This is a genomic window from Roseateles sp. FW305-36, assembly GCF_058787015.1.
The window spans coordinates 695,711-715,913 of record NZ_JBYSZK010000001.1 but is presented as its reverse complement, the minus strand read 5'-3'; the positions used below and the strand labels follow the sequence as shown (position 1 = coordinate 715,913).

18 protein-coding genes and 1 riboswitch are annotated in these 20,203 nt (G+C 70.5%); of the genes, 10 read left to right on the top strand and 8 right to left on the bottom strand.

The annotated features are described in order from the left end of the window. Window positions 1-63: 63 nt before the first annotated feature. Genes AC3WOE_RS03290 through AC3WOE_RS03250 form a run of 9 tightly spaced genes read left to right on the top strand, consistent with a single transcriptional unit; the run spans window position 64 to window position 10,961 of the window. Entirely contained in the window at window positions 64-855 is a 792-nt protein-coding gene (locus tag AC3WOE_RS03290; protein ID WP_492688246.1) for a PEP-CTERM sorting domain-containing protein, read from the top strand. After that, the gene (locus tag AC3WOE_RS03285) at window positions 852-1,643 is read left to right on the top strand and encodes a hypothetical protein (RefSeq protein ID WP_492688245.1); all 792 of its coding nucleotides are present in this window, start codon (window positions 852-854) and stop codon (window positions 1,641-1,643) included. Before AC3WOE_RS03290 ends, AC3WOE_RS03285 begins: the two co-directional genes overlap by 4 nt. Next, window positions 1,640-2,521, top strand: coding sequence for a PEP-CTERM sorting domain-containing protein (locus AC3WOE_RS03280; RefSeq protein WP_492688243.1), 882 nt, complete (start codon window positions 1,640-1,642; stop codon window positions 2,519-2,521). The genes AC3WOE_RS03285 and AC3WOE_RS03280 overlap by 4 nt, the downstream gene beginning before the upstream one ends. Further along, window positions 2,518-3,426 (top strand): hypothetical protein, encoded by a 909-nt coding sequence (locus AC3WOE_RS03275; RefSeq protein ID WP_492688241.1) that lies wholly within the window; start codon window positions 2,518-2,520, stop codon window positions 3,424-3,426. Before AC3WOE_RS03280 ends, AC3WOE_RS03275 begins: the two co-directional genes overlap by 4 nt. Window positions 3,427-3,447: 21 nt before the next feature. Further along, complete coding sequence (locus AC3WOE_RS03270) at window positions 3,448-3,999, top strand: ECF-type sigma factor (RefSeq protein ID WP_492688240.1); 552 nt, start codon at window positions 3,448-3,450, stop codon at window positions 3,997-3,999. A gap of 3 nt (window positions 4,000-4,002) precedes the next feature. Beyond that, window positions 4,003-4,803, top strand: coding sequence for an NRDE family protein (locus tag AC3WOE_RS03265; protein ID WP_492688238.1), 801 nt, complete (start codon window positions 4,003-4,005; stop codon window positions 4,801-4,803). 55 nt (window positions 4,804-4,858) lie between these two features. After that, entirely contained in the window at window positions 4,859-8,461 is a 3,603-nt protein-coding gene (locus tag AC3WOE_RS03260; protein ID WP_492688237.1) for a PAS domain-containing protein, read from the top strand. Window positions 8,462-8,482: 21 nt separating this feature from the next. Then, a complete protein-coding gene (locus AC3WOE_RS03255) occupies window positions 8,483-9,334 on the top strand; it encodes a polysaccharide deacetylase family protein (RefSeq protein ID WP_492688236.1) in 852 nt (283 codons plus the stop codon). A gap of 37 nt (window positions 9,335-9,371) precedes the next feature. After that, window positions 9,372-10,961 (top strand): hypothetical protein, encoded by a 1,590-nt coding sequence (locus AC3WOE_RS03250; RefSeq protein ID WP_492688235.1) that lies wholly within the window; start codon window positions 9,372-9,374, stop codon window positions 10,959-10,961. 19 nt (window positions 10,962-10,980) lie between these two features. Here AC3WOE_RS03250 and AC3WOE_RS03245 read toward each other — a convergent pair whose 3' ends face one another. Beyond that, window positions 10,981-11,799 carry a DUF72 domain-containing protein gene (locus AC3WOE_RS03245; protein WP_492688234.1) on the bottom strand — a complete coding sequence of 273 codons (819 nt, stop codon included), beginning with the start codon at window positions 11,797-11,799 and terminating at the stop codon, window positions 10,981-10,983. Window positions 11,800-11,875: 76 nt separating this feature from the next. Further along, the gene (locus AC3WOE_RS03240; RefSeq protein ID WP_492688233.1) at window positions 11,876-12,889 is read right to left on the bottom strand and encodes a zinc-binding alcohol dehydrogenase family protein; all 1,014 of its coding nucleotides are present in this window, start codon (window positions 12,887-12,889) and stop codon (window positions 11,876-11,878) included. Between the two features lie 103 nt (window positions 12,890-12,992). Between AC3WOE_RS03240 and AC3WOE_RS03235 the strand changes: the two genes are divergently transcribed. Further along, window positions 12,993-13,913, top strand: a complete 921-nt coding sequence (locus AC3WOE_RS03235; RefSeq protein WP_492688232.1) for a LysR family transcriptional regulator — start codon at window positions 12,993-12,995, stop codon at window positions 13,911-13,913. Window positions 13,914-13,934: 21 nt separating this feature from the next. Here AC3WOE_RS03235 and AC3WOE_RS03230 read toward each other — a convergent pair whose 3' ends face one another. The 6 genes from AC3WOE_RS03230 to thiC all read right to left on the bottom strand — a co-directional run bounded on the left by AC3WOE_RS03230 (window position 13,935) and on the right by thiC (window position 19,996). After that, window positions 13,935-14,438, bottom strand: a complete 504-nt coding sequence (locus tag AC3WOE_RS03230) for a PEP-CTERM sorting domain-containing protein (RefSeq protein ID WP_492688230.1) — start codon at window positions 14,436-14,438, stop codon at window positions 13,935-13,937. Window positions 14,439-14,565: 127 nt separating this feature from the next. Then, complete coding sequence (locus tag AC3WOE_RS03225; RefSeq protein ID WP_492688228.1) at window positions 14,566-16,125, bottom strand: PfkB family carbohydrate kinase; 1,560 nt, start codon at window positions 16,123-16,125, stop codon at window positions 14,566-14,568. Further along, the gene (locus AC3WOE_RS03220; RefSeq protein ID WP_492688227.1) at window positions 16,122-16,910 is read right to left on the bottom strand and encodes a thiazole synthase; all 789 of its coding nucleotides are present in this window, start codon (window positions 16,908-16,910) and stop codon (window positions 16,122-16,124) included. Before AC3WOE_RS03220 ends, AC3WOE_RS03225 begins: the two co-directional genes overlap by 4 nt. Window positions 16,911-16,912: 2 nt before the next feature. After that, window positions 16,913-17,116 carry a sulfur carrier protein ThiS gene (gene thiS / locus AC3WOE_RS03215; RefSeq protein WP_492688225.1) on the bottom strand — a complete coding sequence of 68 codons (204 nt, stop codon included), beginning with the start codon at window positions 17,114-17,116 and terminating at the stop codon, window positions 16,913-16,915. Next, window positions 17,109-18,110 (bottom strand): FAD-dependent oxidoreductase, encoded by a 1,002-nt coding sequence (locus AC3WOE_RS03210; RefSeq protein WP_492688223.1) that lies wholly within the window; start codon window positions 18,108-18,110, stop codon window positions 17,109-17,111. Before AC3WOE_RS03210 ends, thiS begins: the two co-directional genes overlap by 8 nt. Further along, complete coding sequence (thiC, locus tag AC3WOE_RS03205; RefSeq protein ID WP_492688221.1) at window positions 18,110-19,996, bottom strand: phosphomethylpyrimidine synthase ThiC; 1,887 nt, start codon at window positions 19,994-19,996, stop codon at window positions 18,110-18,112. Before thiC ends, AC3WOE_RS03210 begins: the two co-directional genes overlap by 1 nt. Before the next feature lie 86 nt (window positions 19,997-20,082). Continuing rightward, window positions 20,083-20,203: riboswitch (TPP riboswitch) on the bottom strand.

Sequence of the window (20,203 nt, the reverse complement as noted above, 5' to 3'; positions counted from 1 at the left end):
CGTGTTTTTCGCTGGGAGTCGTGGCATTGCCGCGGTCCCCATCGTCGACATCAAGGAGGTCCCATGTTCCGACTGATCCGCCCATCCCTGGCGCTGGCGGCGCTGCTGCCCGCGTTGCTGTGCCCGATATCCAAGGCGTCCGCCAGCAGCCTGCTGCTCGACGACTTCGCGGCGCCCACGCCGGTCGTCAATCTGATGGCGCCCTCGCAGAACTTCGTGACCTCGCAAGCCGGCAGCTATGCCGGCGTCCCGGGCCAGAACCGCGCGGCCTACTACTACCCCTACTTCCCCAACCCGGCGGCGGGCGCGGGCAACACGGCCACCATCGGCAACGGCGCGGTCACCGTGGCGGCCGCGCCCGGCACCATCGGCGAGGTGGGGCTGGGCTATGGCGCCTATGGCGCTCCGGCCGGCAATCTGCAGAGCAACGGGCCCTTTCTCAACCTCGACCTGAGTGGCTACGACGCCCTGCGCGTCAGCTTCGCCTCGCTGGCCAAGCCGATCAACCTGATCGTCAGCTTCTACACCAGCAACCCCGTCGCGGCGCCGGGCGCGACCTACTACCTGAACGGCGAGATCACGCTGAACCCGGCCGCCGGCGGCGGCCCGGTCAGCGGCAACATCCAGTTCAAGGGGGCCGACGCCAACATGCCGGCCGGCCTCTTCAACTTCGCCCAGGTCGACGGCATCGCCTTCATCGTCGACCGCGCCATCGGCCCCGACGGCAACAGCTACCAGCTGACCAACCTCAGCTTCACCCAGGCCGTGCCCGAGCCCGCCAGCGCGGCCTTGCTGCTGGCCGGCGCCCTCGTCTTCTGGCTGCGCAGCCGGCGCATGCAGCGGGGTGAGCTGTGAGCCGCGTCATCTCCGCAGCGGTCGCGCTGGCGCTGGCCGCCCTCGCCGCGGGCGCCCGGGCCGACGCCCTGATCGATGTCCAGTTCGGAACCTCGGGCAATTTCCTGACGCCGACGACCGCCTACAGCGGCGGCGCGGTGCTGGGCGGCGCGGGCGATCAATGGAATCTGCTCACCCTGCCGATGACGGGCGCCGGCTCCCATGGCGCCAGCGATGTGGCGCTGCACGACAGCAGCGGGGCCGCCACCGGCGTCAGCCTGAGCTACTACACGCCGGGCTCTGGAGCGCATTTCTCCAGTCCCTTCACGGGCAGCGCTTATGACGCCCTGATGACCTCCTACCTCTTCGGCGACACCGAGATCGCTGGCAGCAGCACGGGCCCGGGCGTGCTCACCTTCAGCGGCCTGGCACCCAGCAAGAGCTACCACCTCATCCTGTATTCGGTGGCCGACACGCCGGGCCGCGGCACGCGCTTCACCGCCAGCGACGGCCAGCGCAGCGAGGTGGTGCGGCAGGCCGGAGAGACCAGCTTTGTCGAAGGCGCCAACTACGCCGACTGGACGCTGACGGCGAGCCGCTTCGGGCAGATCACGGTGGTCATGTCCCGCGTGGAGGACAGCCTCAAGCTTGGCGCCTTCCCCGAAGCCAATCTGAACGGCATGCAGCTCATGGAAGTCAGCGCGGCCGCCGTGCCCGAGCCCGCGTCTGCGCTGCTGCTTCTGGGCGGGATGTTCGCTCTCGCCTGCCGGGCGGCCGCGCGCCAACGCAAGCACGGGGGCACGTCGTGAACGCCAGCAGAACCTCATCCGCCCCGCTGGCCGGCTTGATGCTGGCGCTGAGTGCCTCCGCGGGCGCGCAGTCGCTGCAGATCAACTATGCCAACGCGGGTGAGTCGGTCGCCGATCCCGCCACCTGCCTGAATGGCACCCACCCCTTCGGCGACGTGCGCGGTTGCTCGGGCGCCATCGACTCCACCCCGGCGACGGCCGGCACCACGCTGCACGGCGTGGGCCATGCGGTCTGGGCCAACGGCATCGACAGCCAGGCCTGGGCCACGGCCGCCTTCGGCAGCCTGAAGGCCTTTGCCGAGACCACCAACCCCGGCGTCACCGACGACCGCAATACCCAGAGCCGCGGTGCCGCGTCGATGGTGGACTTCATCACCGCGGGCAATTCCGGCGGGACACCGATGACGGTCTACAGCTACACCGTCACCGTGCACGGCACGCTGTCGCCCTGGTTGACGCTCGCCGGCTCCGACGTCGGGCGCACCAGCGCCTATGTGAACTTCTTCGCCTCGCCGATCTGCTTTGCCTGCAACAACGTGGTGGACAACCGCAGCCCGGCCCTGGGCCTCAGCAACTTCAGCTACGGCGGCAGCTTCAGCGTGCCCACGGGCGTCAAGTTCGAGATCGGCCTCGGTCTGGACGTCTGGACCTATGCGGCGGTGCCGGCCGGCACGCCCGTGACCGAACTGGCGGACTTTGGGCACACGGTCACCCTGCACATCGACGGCATCACGCCCGGCGCCAACACCCTGGGTGCCAGCGGCTTCAACTACGCCACCGCCGTGCCCGAGCCCGCGAGCCTGCTGCTGATGCTGCTGGGCTTGCTGGGCATCGCCGCCCGAACCGTTTTCTCACGAACCAGCCAGGAGGCTTCATGAAACACTATCTCTGCACTCTCGCCTGGGCCTGCAGCCTTCTCTTCGGTGCTGCGTCGACCAGCGCCGCCACGGCCAGCTTGCAAGTCGGCAGCTTTGCGGGCGACACCGCCAACGACGTCGCCATCTGCAATCTCGGCGCCCACATTGGCAACGACCTGCGCTTCTGCGCCAGCAACGACAGCGTGTCGGCGGCCGTCGCGGGGTCGGCGGCCAGCGGCAACAGCAACACCAGCTTCGCCGACGGCGTCATCACCAGCGCCTGGGGCATTGCCGCCCTGGGCACGCTGAAGGCCTACGCCACCACCAACAACCCCGGCACCTCGCCGCTGTTCCGCAACACGCAGAGCAAGGCCAGCGCGGACATGTCGGACGTCATCGCCGTCACCAACAGCCAGGGCGCCAGCAGCAACACCTACAAATACACGGTGGTCGTGAACGGCAGCCTCTCACCCCAGGTGGGGGTCATCGGGCTGTTTCCCCTGGCTCGCGGTCTCGTGGCCGTCGACTTCAACACCAGCCCCTTCGGCTGCCCCGCCGCGGGCTGCGGCGATGCCGGTGTCATCGCCAATTGGGACTCCGAGTCCAGCGGCCCCAAGGGCAGCTCCACCACCTACAGCGGCAGCTTCACGCTCAACACCGGTGCCTCCTTCCAGATGCGTTCCACCTTGGAGGTGACGTCGGGCGTGAACGCCTTCGCCTTCCAGACGGCCTCCGGCACCGCCGACTACAGCGGCACCGTCCACGTCTACCTTGACGCCGTCACGCCGGGCGCCAACACCATTGGCGTCAGTGGCTACAACTACGCCACGGCCGCGGTACCCGAGCCGGCAAGCGCCTGGCTCGCGCTCTGCGGACTGCTGGCGCTGGGAGCCTGGACCCACCGGCGCTTGCCCAAACGCGACTGAGCCCCGGATACTGGGTCGGCCATGCAAGCCGACCCCGCCGCACGCCTTCAATACACCGCCGCAAGCCTGCTGCCGCTGCTCTACCCCGAACTGCGACGCCTGGCGCACCGCAGCCGCTGGCGGGTCTCGGCCGGCGAGACCCTGCAGACCACGGCCCTGGTGCACGAAGCCTTCCTGAAGCTGCACGGCAGCGACGGCTTCAGCGACCGCCAGCATTTCATGCGGGCCGCGGCACTGGCCATGCGCCACATCCTGATCAACCTGGCGCGCTCGGCGGCCAGCGACAAGCACGGTGCACAGGCCGTCCACCTGCCGCTGGACGAGGAAGCCGACCTGCCGCAGATGCCGCAGGCCGCGGCACAGCAACTGGTGGAGGTGGACCAGGCCCTGGAGCGCCTGCGCGCACTCAGCCCGCGTTGGGCGGACGTCGTCGAGTGCCGCTTCTTCGGGGGCTACAGCGACGAGGAAACGGCCGCGGCGCTGGGCCTGAGCGACCGCACCGTGCGACGGGACTGGCTCAAGGCCAGGGCCTGGCTGCGGGTGGCGCTCGGCGATGCCGATGCAACTTCGTAAGCCATGTGTCTGGCCGCCTTCGCCCTCGGGGCCCATGCCCGCTTCCCTCTGGTCATCGCCGCCAACCGCGACGAATTCTTCGCACGCGAGGCAGCGCCCATGGCCTGGTGGCGATCAGGGGGCATCGAACTGCTCGCCGGCCGCGACCTGTCCGCCGGCGGCACCTGGTTCGGCCTGACGCGCGCCGGGCGGCTGGCCCTGTTGACCAATATCCGGGAACCTGCGCGCAACGATCCGACCGCCCCGACGCGCGGCACCCTTGTCATCGACTGGCTGGCCGGCGCGGAGGACGCCGCCGCCTTCGCCCGCCGCAGGCAACCCGGCTACAACGGCTTCAACCTGATCACGGCCGATCTGCGCAGTGACGACTGGCACTGGATCAGCAATCGCGCGCCCTTGCCGCAGGCCCTGCGGTCCGGCATCCATGCGTTGTCCAACGCCGCGCTGGACACTCCCTGGCCCAAGACCACGGGACTGCAGGCCGCCATGGCCGAGGCCCTGGCGGCAGCCACCAGCGCAGAGCAACTGGCCGAACGGCTCTTCATCGCCCTGGCCGACTCCCGCCCGGCGGCGGACGACGCCCTGCCCGATACCGGCGTCGGCCTTGCCCGCGAGCGCCTGCTGTCGCCGCGCTTCGTGCGCATGCCCGACCCGGCAAGACCCGGCACGGCCCTCTATGGCACCCGCTGCGCCACCGTGCTGGTCCGCGAAGCCAGTGGCGCTACCCACGTCATTGAGCGCAGCATCACGGCCGAGGGTGACTGGCTGGCGCCCGTCCATCACGAAATGACCCACTGGCCCTGAACCAAGGGCTCCCCGAGCTGCTATACAGGCGGGCGTCGCTGCTTTCCGCCGCCCGATGACCCGACCGTTGCGCCTGTCCACTGCCCGCTGGGCCGCGCTGGCTTGCATGCTGATCGCCGCCTTCGCTGCCGCGCGCTGGAGCCTGCAACTGGATGTCGGTCGCTTGCTGCCCGGACTGGCCGAGGTCGGCATCACTTCATCCGTGCTGTTGCTGCTCGGCGGCGCGGCGGCCTGGGTCATGGCGGGCTGGCCGGGTGGAAAGGCGCCGGATGCGTCGGCACGGCTTGCCGTGCAGGGCCTGGCGCTGCTGACCGCGCTGCCGCCGGCACTGATGCTGATCGAGGCCGTCAGCGGCATGTCGCTGGACATCGACATCGCCCGCACCGGCACGCTGCCCGGTCCGCTGAACCCGCATCCGGGCCGGATCTCGCCCAACGCCTGCGTGGCGCTGATGCTGTTGTCCGGCTGCCAGGGCCTGCTTGCCGGGGCTCCGGGCATGCTGGCCCGGCGCCTGAGTTCGACCGGCATCGCGGTCGCGGCCTTGATCGCCGGCGTCGGCATCCTCGGCTATCTGCTGAACCTGGAGCAGCTCTACCACTGGGGAAGCTTCAACCGCCTCACGCTGCCGACCGCCGCCGCGCTGGCCCTGCTGTCGCTGTCGCTGTGGGAGACCCGCCTGCGCTGGACCGGCGTGCGCGAGCGCCTGGACCTGCACGAGCAGCGCATCACCCGCCGCTCGCTGGCCGTGTTGGCCCTCATTGCCATCGCGGCCGGCGCCGGTGGCTTCGCGGCGCTGGAGTCCGAATTCGAGCGCGCGCGCAGGGAGGATGTGCACTCGACAGCCGTCGTCACCGGCGAAGCCCTGGTCAGCGCCGTGGACAGCGGCGTCTGGCTGGCCCAGACCATCGCCACCCGCCCCGTCGTCGTCGAGCAGCTTGCCGCCCTGGCGGCCAACCCGCAGGAAAGCGCCCGTCGCGAACGCCTGCGCAACATCACGCGCAGCCTGCTGACGGCGGGCGTCACCGCGGCCCGCTTCGTCGACGTGGCGGGCGCGACCCTGGCCGAGGCGGGGAGCTTCGCGGCCCAGGCCGACACGCCGTCGCTGGCCCTGGCCCGCGACTACGCCGCCACCAGCCGCCTGGTCTGGGCCAGCGGCTTCATTCTGGCCACGGACATCCCGGTCATGGACAAGGGCGCGCTGGTGGGCCGACTGCACAGCGAGCAGCACCTGGCGCTGATGGACCGCCTCGTCATGCGCATCCGCGACGCCGACGCCTCTTCCGACGTGCTGATCTGCAACCGCGCCGACCAGGTCGCGTCCTGCGTACCGTCCAAGCTCCACCCCAAGCCGTTCACCATCCCGATGTCCGAGGCGAACGGCAACGTCAACCTGCCGATCAGCCGCGCCCTGCAGGGCGAAAGCGGCGTCCTGCTGACACCCGACCTGCGCGGCGTGCCCGTCGTCGCCGCCTATGTGCCTCTCGGCCGCACCGGTCTTGCCATGGTCGTCAAGGCCGACATCGAGGCCGTCTTCGCCGTCATCCGCCAGCGTCTGGGCTGGCTGGCCCTGCTGCTGACAGCGCTGACCCTGTTCGGCACCTGGGTGCTCAGGCAGCATGTGCGGCCGCTGGTGAAGCAGTTGGCCGGCGAGCAGGCGCGCTGCCGCGCCATCCTGGACCACTCCAACGACGCCTTCATCGGCATGGATGGCTACGGGCATGTCACCGACTGGAACCTGCAGGCCGAGCGCCTGTTCGGCTACACCGCCGCCGAGGCGATGGGGTGTCGGCTGTCGGAGCTCATCATCCCGCCGCTGACACGGGCGGCGCACGAGGCCGGCATGGAGCGATTCCGCCGCACGGGCCAGGGCCGCGTCGTCAACCAGCGGGTCGAGGTCATCGCCCAGCATCGCGATGGACGGCAGCTGGAGGTGGAGCTGTCCGTTGCGAGCCTGTCCACGGCCGATGGCTTCGCGGCCCACGCCTTCGTGCGCGACGTCAGCCAGCGCAAGGCCGCCGCCCGCCAGCTCGCCGCCAGCGAGCAGCGCATGCGCGACGTCACCAATGCCATCCCCGCCATGGTCGGCGTCTTCGATGCCCAGGAACGCTGCGTCTTCGCCAACGACCTGGCCCTCAAGGTGCACCAGCTCGGGCGCGACAACGCCATCGGCATGCCCATGCGCGAGGGCCTGGGCGAAGCCAGTTATGCCCTGCACGAGGCCCATGTGAAGGCGGTGCTGCAGGGTCGACGCCAGACCTTCGAAGGCTCCCTGCCCTGGCGCGACGGCACCGGCTATTTCCAGATCCACCTGGTGCCCATGCGCGACGCGCAGACCGACGCGGTCAACGGCTTCTACCTGATGACCTTCGACATCACGGCCCTGCGCAGTGCCCAGCTGCAGCAGGAGCGCAGCGAGCGGCGGCTGCGCTCCATCACCGACAGCCTGCCCGCCCTGATCTCCCACCTCGACGCCGACGGCCGCTACCTCTTCGCCAACGGCCAGTTCCAGACCCTGCTGGACCTCAAGCCCGACCGGCTGATCGGCCAACGCATCGACGAGGTGCGCGACGCGGACTATGTCGAGCAGATCAAGCCCTGGCTGGACAAGGCCATGGGCGGCCAGACCGTGGTCTTCGAATCCGAGACGGGGCCGCGCGATGGCGAGACGCGCAAATACCAGCAGACCTATGTGCCCGAGTTCGATGGCGCCGGCAGCGTCATCGGCGTCTTCGCCGTCACCTTCGACATCACCGAGCGCAAGCTGGTCCAGCAGCGCCTCAGCGACGCCCAGGCCCATCTCAAGGCCATCGCCGACAACCTGCCGGTGCTGATCTCCTATATCGACCGCCATCACCGGCTGACCTTCGTCAACAAGACTTTCGAGGAGTGGATGGGCGTCGACCCCGAGCTGGCCGTCGGCAGCCACCTGAAGGCGCTGATCGGTCCCGAGCTCTATGCCCAGCGCCACGAGTCCCTGGAACAGGCCCTGCGCGGCGAGCGCGTCGAATTCGAGGTCGTCTCCCCGGCCCCGGGCCAGACGCGGCATCTGCACACCGTCTACATCCCCGACCGACGCGCCGACGGCAACATCGCGGGCGTCTACACCCTGTCCACCGACATCACGGCCACCAAGGACGTCGAGCGCCGCCTGCAGGAGCTGGCCCGCATCGACCCGCTGACCCGACTGCCCAACCGCCGCGAGTTCGAGGAGAGGCTGACCCTGGCGCTGGCACGCAGCCGCCGCGCCCAGAAGGCCATGGCCGTCATCTACATGGACGTCGACCACTTCAAGCGCATCAACGACGGCCATGGCCATGCGGCCGGCGACGCCGTGCTGAAGGAATTCGCCACCCGCATCCGCCGCGCCGTGCGCAGCACCGATACCGCGGCGCGCCTGGCCGGCGACGAGTTTGTCGTCATCCTGGAAGGCCTGCAGAACGACGCCGAGGCCTCGCGGGTGGCCGCCAAGCTCGTCGATGCCATCCGTCCCCCCATTTCCCTGCCGGCCGGCGGTGAGATCCACGTGACGACCAGTGTCGGCATGGCCTGCTGGGGCGGCGTCGGCGAGGGCGCGCAAGACCTGCTCGAGCGTGCCGACCGTGCCCTCTACCGCGCCAAGGCCGCCGGGCGCGACACCTTCGCGCAAACCATCTTCTGAGGTGGCGGCAACAATGCCGCCGTGAAGTTGCTCTCCTACCTCCTGCTGGCTCTTGCCCTGGGCGGCGCCCAGGCGCAGACCGCGCCCGCCCCTGCCCCCGCTGCCTCGGCACCCCACCACAACCACACGGCCGCCATCCGCAGCGCCCGGGTGCGCGGCCTGGCCGAGCAGATGAATCTGCCAACCGAGACGCTGAAGCAGAGCTGCCGCTTCGAGTCCGACATCACCACGCCGCCGCCGCCCGGCATCGTGTCGCTGAGCTTCGACGACGGCCCCGAGCCCGGCGCCACCGAGGCCATCCTCGCCCTGCTCGACAAGCACCAGATCCCGGCCAGCTTCTTCCTCATCGCGGCCAAGGCCGAGCGCCACCCCGAACTCGCCGCCCTCGTGAAGGCGCACCCGCGTGCCCTGGTCGGCAACCATTCCTGGTCGCATCCCAACTTCCACGACATCGCGCCGGCCCAGCGCGCCAGCGAGGTCGAGCGCAGCGACACGGCGCTCGCCGCGCTGGAGACACCCAAGCTCTTCCGCTATCCCTACGGCAATTCGAGCTGCGACGCCAATGCCGAATTGCAGCAACGCGGCTACCGCATCGTCGGCTGGCATGTCGACAGCTGCGACTGGGCCTTCGACAAGACCGGCAGCATCGACGCCCACGAGGCCAAGATCTGCGGCGTGGACAAGGCCAACCGGGAGCACTTCATCGACCACGTCGTCGCCGCCGTGAAGGCGCGCAAGGGCGGCATCGTGCTGATGCACGAGATCCATCCGCACACGCTGGTCCAGCTCGACACGCTGATCACGCGGCTGCTCGCCGAGGGCTTCCGGTTCGCGGCCGTGAACGACCCCGCATTCGAGGCTTCGCTGCGGTAACAAGTCCGTACCGACCTCAAGCCACAATGGCCCGGTCGTGACCGCAGCCGTCCTCAACGCCCACCCCCGCCAGCCGCCCGACCCCCGCCAGTTGCAGCGCTGCCTGCTGCTGGCGGTGCTGCTGCACGTCTGGCTCGTCCTTGTCTTCGGCAATGCCAGCGGCACGGCGGCGCCGGGCCAGGGTGTCTGGGGCAGCCTGACCGTCAAGCTGCTGGGCCGCAGCGGCAGCCAGGCCGACGCACCGCCCGGCGACGCCAGCCCCTCGGGGTCCGGCGGCCAGCAGGCTGACCCTGCGACCGAGGCCGGTGCCGCGAAGCTGGGGCGCAGCAATCCGCGGGAGGTGCCGCCCGAAGCGGCCCGCACCGAGGAAGCCTCGACCGCGCCGCCCAGCACCGCGACGCTGGAGCTGCCCGAAGGCTTCAAGCCGCTGGAACGCGAGAACCTCAGCGCCCTGCCGCGCACCGCGCCGCTGCAGGCACCGGCGACCGAGCTGCCCGCGGCCGTCAATCGCCTGGAGGCCCGGCCGGAAACCACCGCCACTGCGCTGCCCCCGGCCGCCAGCCTGCGCACCCCGAATCGTCCCAGCGAGCTACCCAGCCTGCCCACCGACCTGCCGGCGGCGGTGCGCCGACTCGACGCCACGCCCGCGGCGCCCGCGCCAGCGCTGCCCCGTCCGACCGAGCTGCGCACCCTGCCGCCGGCGCCCAGTGTCACGCCGAGCGCGGAATTGCCGGCCGCCGTGCGCCGCCTCGAAGCGCCCGCGGAAGCCAGCGTCAGCTCGCCGCTGCAGCGCCCGGCCGAACTGCGCAATCTGCCCGCGCCTGCAACCACCCTGGCCGCGCCCAGCACCGAACTGCCGGCAGCGGTGCGCCGCCTCGAGGCCCCGACCGAGGCCACCGGCGCGAGCACGGCCCTGCCCCGCGCGGCCGAGCTGCGCACGGCACCGTCCGCCGCCGCCGTGCAGAGCGCGCCGAGCACGGTCCTGCCCTCGGCCGTGCAGAGGCTGGAGGCGCCGACGGCCCCCGGCGGCGCGGTCACGCCACTGACGCGCTCCAGCGAATTGCGTGCGCCCGCGGAGGCGGCCAATGCCGCGTCGACGCTCAACGCCCAGGATCTGCCTTCCCAGGTCCGTCGCCTGGAATCGGCCGACGGCGGTGCCACGGTCGCGCCGCTGCAGCGGACGGCCAGCCCGCGTGCTGCCAGCGTGGCGCCAGGTGCCGCAGCCGTGAGCGAGCTGTCGGGCAGCCTGCCGGGCGAGGTCTCTGCGCCTGCAGGCCCCGCCCGCGGCGACCCGAATGCCAATCCCTACGCGGCGCCCAAGGCGGCCGCCGGCTCGCCCGACGCCGGTTCGCACCTGGGACCGGACCTGCCCCTGCCGCCGTCGGTGGCCGCCAGCGCGCCGCGCACGCCGCTGAACCTGTCGCTGCCGCGCGGCGACATCGCTTCCCGCAAAGGTCCCGGCCTCGTCGACATGCTGCCCCAGCCGCCGGAACGCAAGTCCAAGCTCGAGCAGTCCATCGAGGACGCCGCCAACAAGGATTGCCGCAAGGCCTACGCCAATGCCGGCATCCTGGCGGCCTTGCCGCTGGCCGTGGATGCGGCGCGGGGCAAGGGCTGCAAATGGTGACGGGGCGCGATGCTCGCCTTCAACGCAGCGACCGGACCTGCAGCCGGGCTCCGTCGCCAGCGCCATGGGGCCAGGCCGCGCCGACGCCGGCATCATCCCGCAGCATGGCCTTCAGGCGCAGCGCATTGCGCACCGCCTTGCCGCCGGCCGTGTTGCCGAAGATGCCCCAGCAGGGCTGGTCGCCGGATTGCGATTGCAGCCACTGCGCGCGTTCGCGCAGCCAGCTCTCGTCATAGTCCGACCAGTACTCTCGCGGCGCGCCGTGCCAGCGGCTGTACAGCGTCGGCGCGTGGTCCATCGCGATGGCCTGGGCCCATCCCCCTGGCTCGGCCGCCTGCGGCCATTTGGCGGGATCGATGGCAGCCCGCGACACCTCAAGCTCACGCAGCAGGCGCTCGGCCGGCGGCGTGAACCAGCTCGGGTGCCGCGGCTCGCAGACGATGGCAGCGCCGAAGCAGGCATGCGCCTGCTCGAAGAAGCGCCCTGCCAGGCGGTCGTCGTAGGCCAGTGACGTCGGCAGCTGCACCAGCAGCACACACCACTTCGGTCCGAGAGCGGCGGCGGCGTCCACGAAGCGTTGTAGCGGCTCCCGCGCGGCTTCGAGCCGGCATCCATGCGAGATCAGCTTGGGGCATTTGACGGCGAAGCGGAAATCAGCGGGCGTGCACTCGGCCCAGCGCTCGTAGACGCGGGGCCGGTGGCTGCGATAGAAGCACGAATTGATCTCCACGCAGTCCATCAGGCCTGCAAAGCGCTGCAGGTCGAAGCACTCGGCCTGGAAGGCCGCCGCGCCGTCGGCCCCCAGGGCCCAGTCCGCGGTGCCGATGAAGATCGTCATGCTCCGCAGCCTAGACAGGCGCGGGTGGCGGATGCGTCGGAGAAGGACGCAGATACGCGCCCTTGCAATCCGACGGTCAGAAGCCGCTGAGCACGATCTTTCCTCGCATGCGGCCGGATTCGACCAGTTCATGCGCCCGGCGCAGGTTGTGCGCATTGATGGGGCTCAGCGCCTCGCTGACCGTGGTGCGCAGCTGGCCTTCGTCCACCAGCGTGGCGACGCGCGCCAGCAGCCGTCCCTGCTCGGCAATGTCGGCCGTGCCGAACAGCGGCCGCGTGAACATCATTTCCCAATGCAGGGACAGGGCCTTGCGCTTGAGCGTCATCACGTCGATGGGGCCCGACAGGTCGTCGATGAGACCGACGCGGCCCTGCGGCGCCGCGATGTCGACGATGGCGTCCCAATGCTGTTCGGTGTGGGTCAGGCTGGCGACGAATTCGACTTCGGCCACCCCGGCCGCAACCAGCTGGGGCCGCCAGGGCTGGCTGTGGTCGATGACGGCGTGCGCGCCGAGTTCCCGGGCCCAGGCCTGGGTCTGCGGGCGGCTGGCGGTGCCGATGACGCGCAACTTCGTCAGGCGACGCGCCAGTTGCAAGAGGATGGATCCGACGCCGCCGGCCGCGCCGACGACGAGCAGGCTCTGGCCCGCGCCCCCGCCCTCAGTCACGCCCAGGCGATCGAACAGCAGTTCCCAGGCCGTGATGGCCGTCAGCGGCAGGGCCGCGGCTTCGGCATCGCTCAGGCTCCGCGGTGCATGGGCGGCGATGCGGTGGTCGACGAGCTGCAGTTCGGCGTTGGAACCGGGGCGGTTGATGCCGCCGGCGTAGTAGATGCGGTCACCGACGGCGAAGCCGGTGACGTTGCGACCCAGGGCCTCGACGCGGCCGACCGCGTCCCATCCCAGCACCTCGGGCTGGCCGGCCTGCGGCGCGCGGTTGCGGCGCACCTTGGTGTCGACCGGATTGACCGAGACCGCGGCCACGCGAACCAGCAGGTCCAGCGGGCCCGGCGTGGGTGCCGGCAGTTCCAGGTCCACCAGGGATTCGGGGTGGTCGATGGGCAGGGATTGCAGATAGCCGACGGCTTTCATGGGCGCTCTTTCCAGGTGATTCAACGATGGCCGTCATGGTGGCGCCGCAAATTCCTTTCATAAAGCCTAGGATTGGTGAATCAGTTTCATCAAACAAGTGAAGATGGATCGACTTTCACCCCTGCAGCTCTTCATTGCGGCGGCCGACGCCGGCAGCTTCTCGGCCGCGGCGAGGCGGCTCGACCTGGGCCCGGTGCAGGCCAGCGCCACGATTGCGCGGCTGGAGCGCGAGCTGGGCGTGCGCCTGTTCGAGCGCTCGACGCGGCGCCTGCGCCTGACCGATGCCGGTGAGCAATGGCTGCCGCATGCGCGCCAACTGGTCGCCACCTGGGAAGACGGTCAGGCCGCGCTGCGCGAAGCGACGGGCGTGGAGCAGCCGCTCAGCGGCCGGTTGCGCGTGAGCCTGCCGAGCGACGTCGGCCGGCAGCATCTGTGGCGCTGGATCGAGGACTTCATCGCCACCGAGGCCGGGCCACGGCTGGCACTGGAACTGCGGCTGAGCGATCGCCTCGCCGACCTGGTGCAGGACCCGGTGGACTATGCGGTGCGCTACGGCGAACCGCCGGACTCCAGCCTGGTCGCCCTGCCACTGGCACCCGACAACCGCCGCGTGCTGTGCGCCAGCCCGGCCTACATCGCCCGCCACGGCCAGCCCCGCACGCCGACCGAGCTCAGGGCTCACGACTGCCTGCGCTGGGGCCTGGGAGAGACCCTGCATGGCCGCTGGCGCTTCACCTCGCCCGAGGGGGAGACAACGGCCATCGAAGTGGGCGGCAGCCGCATCGCCGACGACGGCAGCCTGGTGCGCGAATGGGCGGTGGCGGGGCTGGGGATCGCCTACAAGAGCCGGCTGGACGTCGCCGCCGATCTGGCCGCGGGACGCCTGCTGCCGCTGCTGCCCGGCTGGCTGGGCGAGCCGGCACCGCTGCATTGGATGGCGGTGGGGCGGCACCGCCTGACACCGGCTCTGCGGCGGCTCGCAGAAAGCATCAGGGCCCGCTGCGGGGCCCTGGTCGCGAGTTGAGCGGCACGGCGGCCGCGGGGTTCAGGCGCGGCGGCGAGCGACGCCCAGGCCCAGCAACGTCAGACCCACGAGGGCCAGACTGGCCGGCTCCGGCAGGCGCTTGGGATCACGCACCGTGAAGCTCAGCGGGCCGCTGGCGAAGCCGCAGCCATAGTTCTGGAGGTTGGAAACCAGGCAGCTGGATTGAGTGAAGATGGCACCGCTGCCAGCCTGCTGGGCTTGGTAGTCGATGATGAACAGCGAAGGATCCAGCGTCCAATCGACACCGTTCTTCACCGTGCCAAACGCGGAGCCCGGTGCTGCGAGGAACGGCGACCCATCATCAAAGGCACCGCCTCCCGAACCGGCGTCCACCTCACCTTGCGTATCGCCATGGATGATCACTTCGACCTGGAAGCTCTGACCGATGAGCAGGTTGTTCAGATCAATGCCGCCCACGGCGCGCATGACGAGGACGGGGTTGGCTTGGGCGGCCAGCGCCGAGGCCGCGAGGGCGACACCGGCAAGGACGGTACGGAAGTTCATCTTGTTCTCCAGGCAATCAGAAGGCTTGAAGCAATCTCCAGGCCAACCCTGGTTTCTCCTATGAAACCCCAAGTAGTTGTAACTGGCGCTGTAAAGCCCGCCGACACCCGGATCGGGGGCGAACCCCTCAACGGGGCTTGACGGGCAGGCTGGGGCATGGCCATGCCGGCGCCCGGGACGGCACCGCGTCACGCCCTCGCTGCCAAGCCTTCTGCCAGGCTTGCGGCGAGTGCGCGCTGTCGGCTTCGAGTCCACGCACCACGCAGCCAGCACCCGCACCGCAGGCCGCGATATCGGCCAACTGCCCGGGTTCCAGCACGCCGCCTATGCCCACCACCGGCGCCGGCGCGACGGCCACCCACCAGGCCAGGTTGACCAGGCCCTGAGGCCGCCAGGGCATGGCCTTGGTCAGGGTCGGCCACACCGGGCCGCAGGCGACGTAGTCAGGCCCCCAGGCCCGGGCACGCGCCAGCTCCCAAAGGCTGTGCGAACTCAGGCCCAGGCGCAACCCCCGCTCGCGCGCCGCGGCGAGGTCACGGCGATCGGCGGCGGACAGCGCCAGCAGGTCCTCCTGGCCGAGGTGGACGAAATCGACGCCCGCGGCCAGCGCCTCACGCCAATGGTCGTTGACGATGAGCGTCCCGCCGCTTCGGCGCGCGGCCCCGATCTCGGCCTGCAAGCGCGCCTGCCAATCGGCCTGAGCCTCGTCGGCGCCGCGCTTGACGCGCAGTTGGACGGTTTGCAGGCCGGCGTCGAACAGGCGGGCTGCATGGGCGCCGATGTCGGTGATCGCATAGACGCCTTCGACGGCCGGGGGGCCGCCGCATGACGCGGGCCAGGCCGTCGGCGGCGATTCATCGTCGAACAGGGCCGGCAACAGCTGGGCATCGCGGATGAAGTCGGGGCGAGGCCGCACCGGCCCGGCGCTGGCTCCGGGCGCCTGAAGGTTCGCACCGAGCCCCGATGTCGTCAGCATCTTGGCGATGACGGCGGCATCCGCTGCGACAAAGCCGCGCGCCAGGGCGGCAGCCAGGGCGGTCGCGAAGGTGCAACCCGTGCCATGGTTGTCCCGCGACTGCCGCCGCGGCAGGGCCAGCCAGCCTGTCGCGTGTTCGGCGTCCAGCCAGTCGAGGGCGAGATCACCCGACTCGTCGCCGCCGGTGATGCAGACCGCGCTCGTGCCGAGGCCCCGCAGCGCACGGGCCTGTTCCGCAGGGCTGGCCTCGCCCACGAGTCGGGCCGCTTCGCTGCGGTTGGGCGTGACGGCGTCGGCGCGCGGCAGCAGTTCCTCGCGATAGGCCCGCAGCAAGGCCGCGTTGGCCAGGTTGGCGCCGGTGGACGCGCGCAGCACCGGGTCAACGACGAGGGCAACGGGGCCGCGTTCACGCAGGCGGTCGATCCAGCGCACGACGACGCGCAGTTGCTCGACACCGCCGAGCAGGCCGGTCTTGACCGCCGCGGGAGGCAGATCCTCCTCCAACGCCGCCAGTTGCGCGTCCAGGCGTTCGGCCGACACCGGAAAGACCGCCTGGACGGCGACGCTGTTTTGCGCCGTCAAAGCCGCCGCAACGGGGCATAGATGGACGCCGGCCGCGTCGGCCGCGCGCTGGTCGGCCGACAGGCCCGCGCCGCCGCCGCTGTCCAGGCCGGCAATGCTCCAGAGGATGGGGGGCTTGCTGTTGTTCATGAGATCAGGAAGGGCCGCCCACCCACCGGCGTGCTCGCGACCGCCATGTCCTGTCTGGCCATGACACCCGCTTCGAAACCGAGCCGCCCGGCCGCAATGGCCTGGCCGAACGCCGCGGCCATGCGGATGGGGTCCCCCGCCTGGGCGACGGCCGAGTTCAGCAGCACGCCGTCATAGCCCAGCTCCATGGCCTGAGCGGCGTGTGAGGGAGCGCCGATGCCGGCATCGACGATCAGCGGCACGCCGGGCAGTCGTTCGCGCAGCGTGCGCAGCGCGAACGGGTTGAGCAGGCCCTGGCCCGAGCCTATGGGCGCGCCCCAGGGCATCAGCACTTCGCAGCCGACGTCGAGCAGGCGGCGGCAGGTGATGAGGTCGTCGGTGCAGTAGGGAAAGACCTGGAAGCCATCCTTGACCAGGGCCTCGGCGGCGGCGACCAGCTCCCAGGGGTCGGGCTGCAAGGTGTACTCGTCGCCGACGACCTCGAGCTTGATCCATGCCGTGGCGTAGAGCTCGCGCGCCATCTGGGCGAGCGTGATGGCCTCCTGCGCGGTGCGGCAGCCGGCGGTGTTGGGCAGCAGATGGCCGCCGGTCTCGCGCAGCGTCGCGCGGATGGCGGCCACGAAGCCGTTGTCGCCGGCCGCGGCCAGCGTGCGCTTCAAGCCGACGGTCAGCACCTGGGTGCCGCTGGCGACGACGGCCTGGCGCAGCACATCGGGCGAGGGGTAGCCGGCGGTGCCGAGCAGGAAGCGGCTCGTCAGTAGGCGGCCGTAGAGGGTCCAAGACATGCCTAGCCTCCGGTGATGGGTTGGATCAAGGTCAGCTCGTCGCCGGGCTGGATCAGCGTCGCTTCACGGCGCAGGCGCGGCACGAAGACCCCGTTGATGGCGGTGGCGACGGCGTCGGCCGCCCTGCCCTGCTCGGCCAGCAGCGCGGCGACGTTGAGGCCTTCGCGCCAAGGCTGGGGTTGTTGGTTGAGGGTGAACTCAGACATGCTCGAGTGCTTTCTCGGCCAGCGCCGGTGCCAGCAACCAGCCATGGCGGAACAGGCCGTTGATGCGCAGCAGGCCGGGCTCGTGATCCATGCGCGGCTTGTGGTCGGGCAGCGCCGGGCGCAGATGGGTTTCCATGTGCGCGATGCGCGCTTCCGCCAACGCCGGCATGACGCTGTGGGCGGCAGCCATCAGCTCGACGGCGCTGCGCAGGCTGACGGGCGAGCGGTCCTCGCTTTCGACTTCCGAGGCGCCGACCACGATGACATCGCCCGGCCGCGGCACGAGGTAGACACGATGGCGCGGGTGCATCAGCCGCACCGGCCTTTGCAGGGCCACGCCCGGCGCGTGCAGCCACAGGATTTCGCCACGCACGCCGCGCAGGCCCGGCATGTCCGCCTTGGCGCCGAGTCCGCGGGTGTCGATGACGAGATCGGCGTCGAGCCGGTGGCCGTCGTCCAGTTCGAGACGATGCGGCCGCACGGCCACGGCGCGGCGCCCCCAGTGCCAATCCACGCTGCCTGCCTGATCCGCCAAGGCGACCAGGAGCTCACGCGGCAGCAACTGGCCCTCGCCCGGCAGCCACCAGGCCTTGAGGTCCGGCGCGAGCGCGGGTTCCAGCATCTGCAGCGCGGCACGGTTCAGCGGCTCGGGCTCGCCCTGCAGCCGCGCCAGCACCCGAAGCGCAGCGCCCAGATCGCAGCCATGCGCCAGCAGCAGGCTGCCCTCGGTCTTCACCAACTCGGGCCGGCCGAGGGCCGCAGCGATCTGCGGCCACAGCTGCAGCGATCGCCAGCCCAGCTCGACGACCTCGGGCTCGGCATGCTCGCGCTCGGCCAGCGGGCTCAGCATGCCCGCGGCCGCGAAGCCCGCCGCGCCGGGTTGAGCCGGCCCTTCGGCAGGATCGACGACGCTGACGCGGTGCCCGGCCCGCGCGAGCTGCCAGGCCAGCAGCCGGCCCAGGACGCCGGCACCCGCAATGGCGATGCTGGCCATCAGGCTTGCGGCTTGATGGGGATGTAGAACTCGCCGCCGCCGGCCTTGAACTCGGCCGATTTCTGCGCCATGCCGTCGGCCACCACTTCGGCGGCCTCCAAGCCTTTGGCTGCGGCGTACTCGCGCACGTCCTGGGTGATCTTCATCGAGCAGAACTTGGGGCCGCACATCGAGCAGAAGTGGGCCTCCTTTGACGAGTCCTTGGGCAGGGTCTCGTCGTGATAGTCGCGCGCCGTGTCGGGGTCCAGGCCGAGGGCGAACTGATCGTTCCAGCGGAACTCGAAGCGCGCCTTGCTCATCGCGTCGTCACGCGCTCGGGCACCGGGGTGGCCCTTGGCGATGTCGGCGGCATGGGCGGCGATCTTGTAGGCGATCAGCCCCTGCTTGACGTCGTCGCGGTCGGGCAGGCCCAGGTGCTCCTTGGGCGTCACATAGCAGAGCATGGCCGTACCCATCCAGCCGATCATGGCGGCGCCTATGGCCGAGGCGATGTGGTCATAGCCCGGCGCGATGTCGATGGTCAGCGGGCCCAGGGTGTAGAACGGCGCTTCGTGGCAGTGCTTCAGCTGCTCGGCCATGTTGGCCTGGATGAGGTGCATGGGCACATGGCCCGGGCCTTCGATCATGGTCTGCACGTCATGCTTCCAAGCCACCTGCGTCAATTCGCCCAGGGTGCGCAGCTCGGCGAACTGGGCCTCGTCGTTGGCGTCGGCGCCGCTGCCGGGGCGCAGGCCGTCGCCCAGCGAGAAGGTCACGTCATAGGCCTTCATGATTTCGCAGATCTCTTCGAAGTGCGTGTACAGGAAGTTCTCGCGGTGGTGGGTGATGCACCACTTGGCCAGGATGGAGCCGCCGCGCGACACGATGCCGGTGCGGCGCTTGGTGGTCATCGGGATGAAGGGCAGGCGCAGGCCGGCGTGGATGGTGAAGTAGTCGACGCCCTGCTCGGCCTGTTCGATCAGCGTGTCGCGGAAGACGGCCCAGCTCAGGTCCTCGGCCACGCCGCCGACCTTCTCCAGCGCCTGGTAGATGGGCACGGTGCCGATGGGCACCGGCGAGTTGCGCACGATCCAGTCGCGCGTCGTGTGGATGTTGCGGCCGGTGGAGAGGTCCATCACCGTGTCCGCACCCCAGCGGATGCTCCACACCAGCTTCTCGACCTCCTCCTCGATGCTGGAGGTGACGGCCGAATTGCCGATGTTGGCATTGACCTTGACGAGGAAGTTGCGGCCGATGATGGTCGGCTCGAGCTCGGTGTGGTTGATGTTGGCCGGGATGACGGCACGGCCGCGGGCCACTTCCTGGCGCACGAATTCGGGCGTGATGATGTCGGGGATGAAGGCGCCCAGCGGGTCGCCGCGCAGGCGCTGCTCGCGCTCGGCATCGCCCAGGTAGTCGCGCATCCACTCGCGCTTGCCGTTCTCGCGCAGGGCGACGAACTCCATCTCCGGCGTGATGATGCCGCGGCGGGCGTAGTGCAGCTGGCTGACGTTGCCACCCGGCGTGGCCCGGCGCGGCTGGCGCTGCAGCGCGGCGGCCTCGGCGCGCAACTGGGCAATGCGCTCGTTGTCCTCATGTTTGCCGCCGTCGTCCAGGGCCACGCGCTGGCGGCCGGCGTAGGCCTCGGTGTCGCCGCGGTCCGAGACCCAGCTGGAACGCACGGCCGGCAGGCCGCGGCGCACGTCGATCTGCGCCTTCGGGTCGGTGTAGGGGCCGGAGGTGTCGTGCACGACGACGGTCTCGCCGTTGGTCAGCGCGATCTCGCGCATGGGCACGCACACATCGGGCCGGTTGCCGGTCACATAGGTCTTGGTGGACGCGGGAAAGGGCTCGCGTGTCAGCGACAGGCGCTCATCGAGGGAGAGATTCTTTTCGGGGGCATTCACGGCGGCGGACTCCTGGAGCGTTGGGTTCGGTTGCTCCGTGGCCGCCTGTGGACGCAGGGCGAGGACGGACGGCCCTCGCCTGCATGCTTCAAGGCATGCGCTCTCCTTACGCCGGTACTAGCCGGTTCAAGTTCACGGGTTCGGTCTTCGGTGACCGTCTCAGCGTCGAGCCTGCTTGAGCAAGCCCGGGCACCCCGGAGCGGGGGC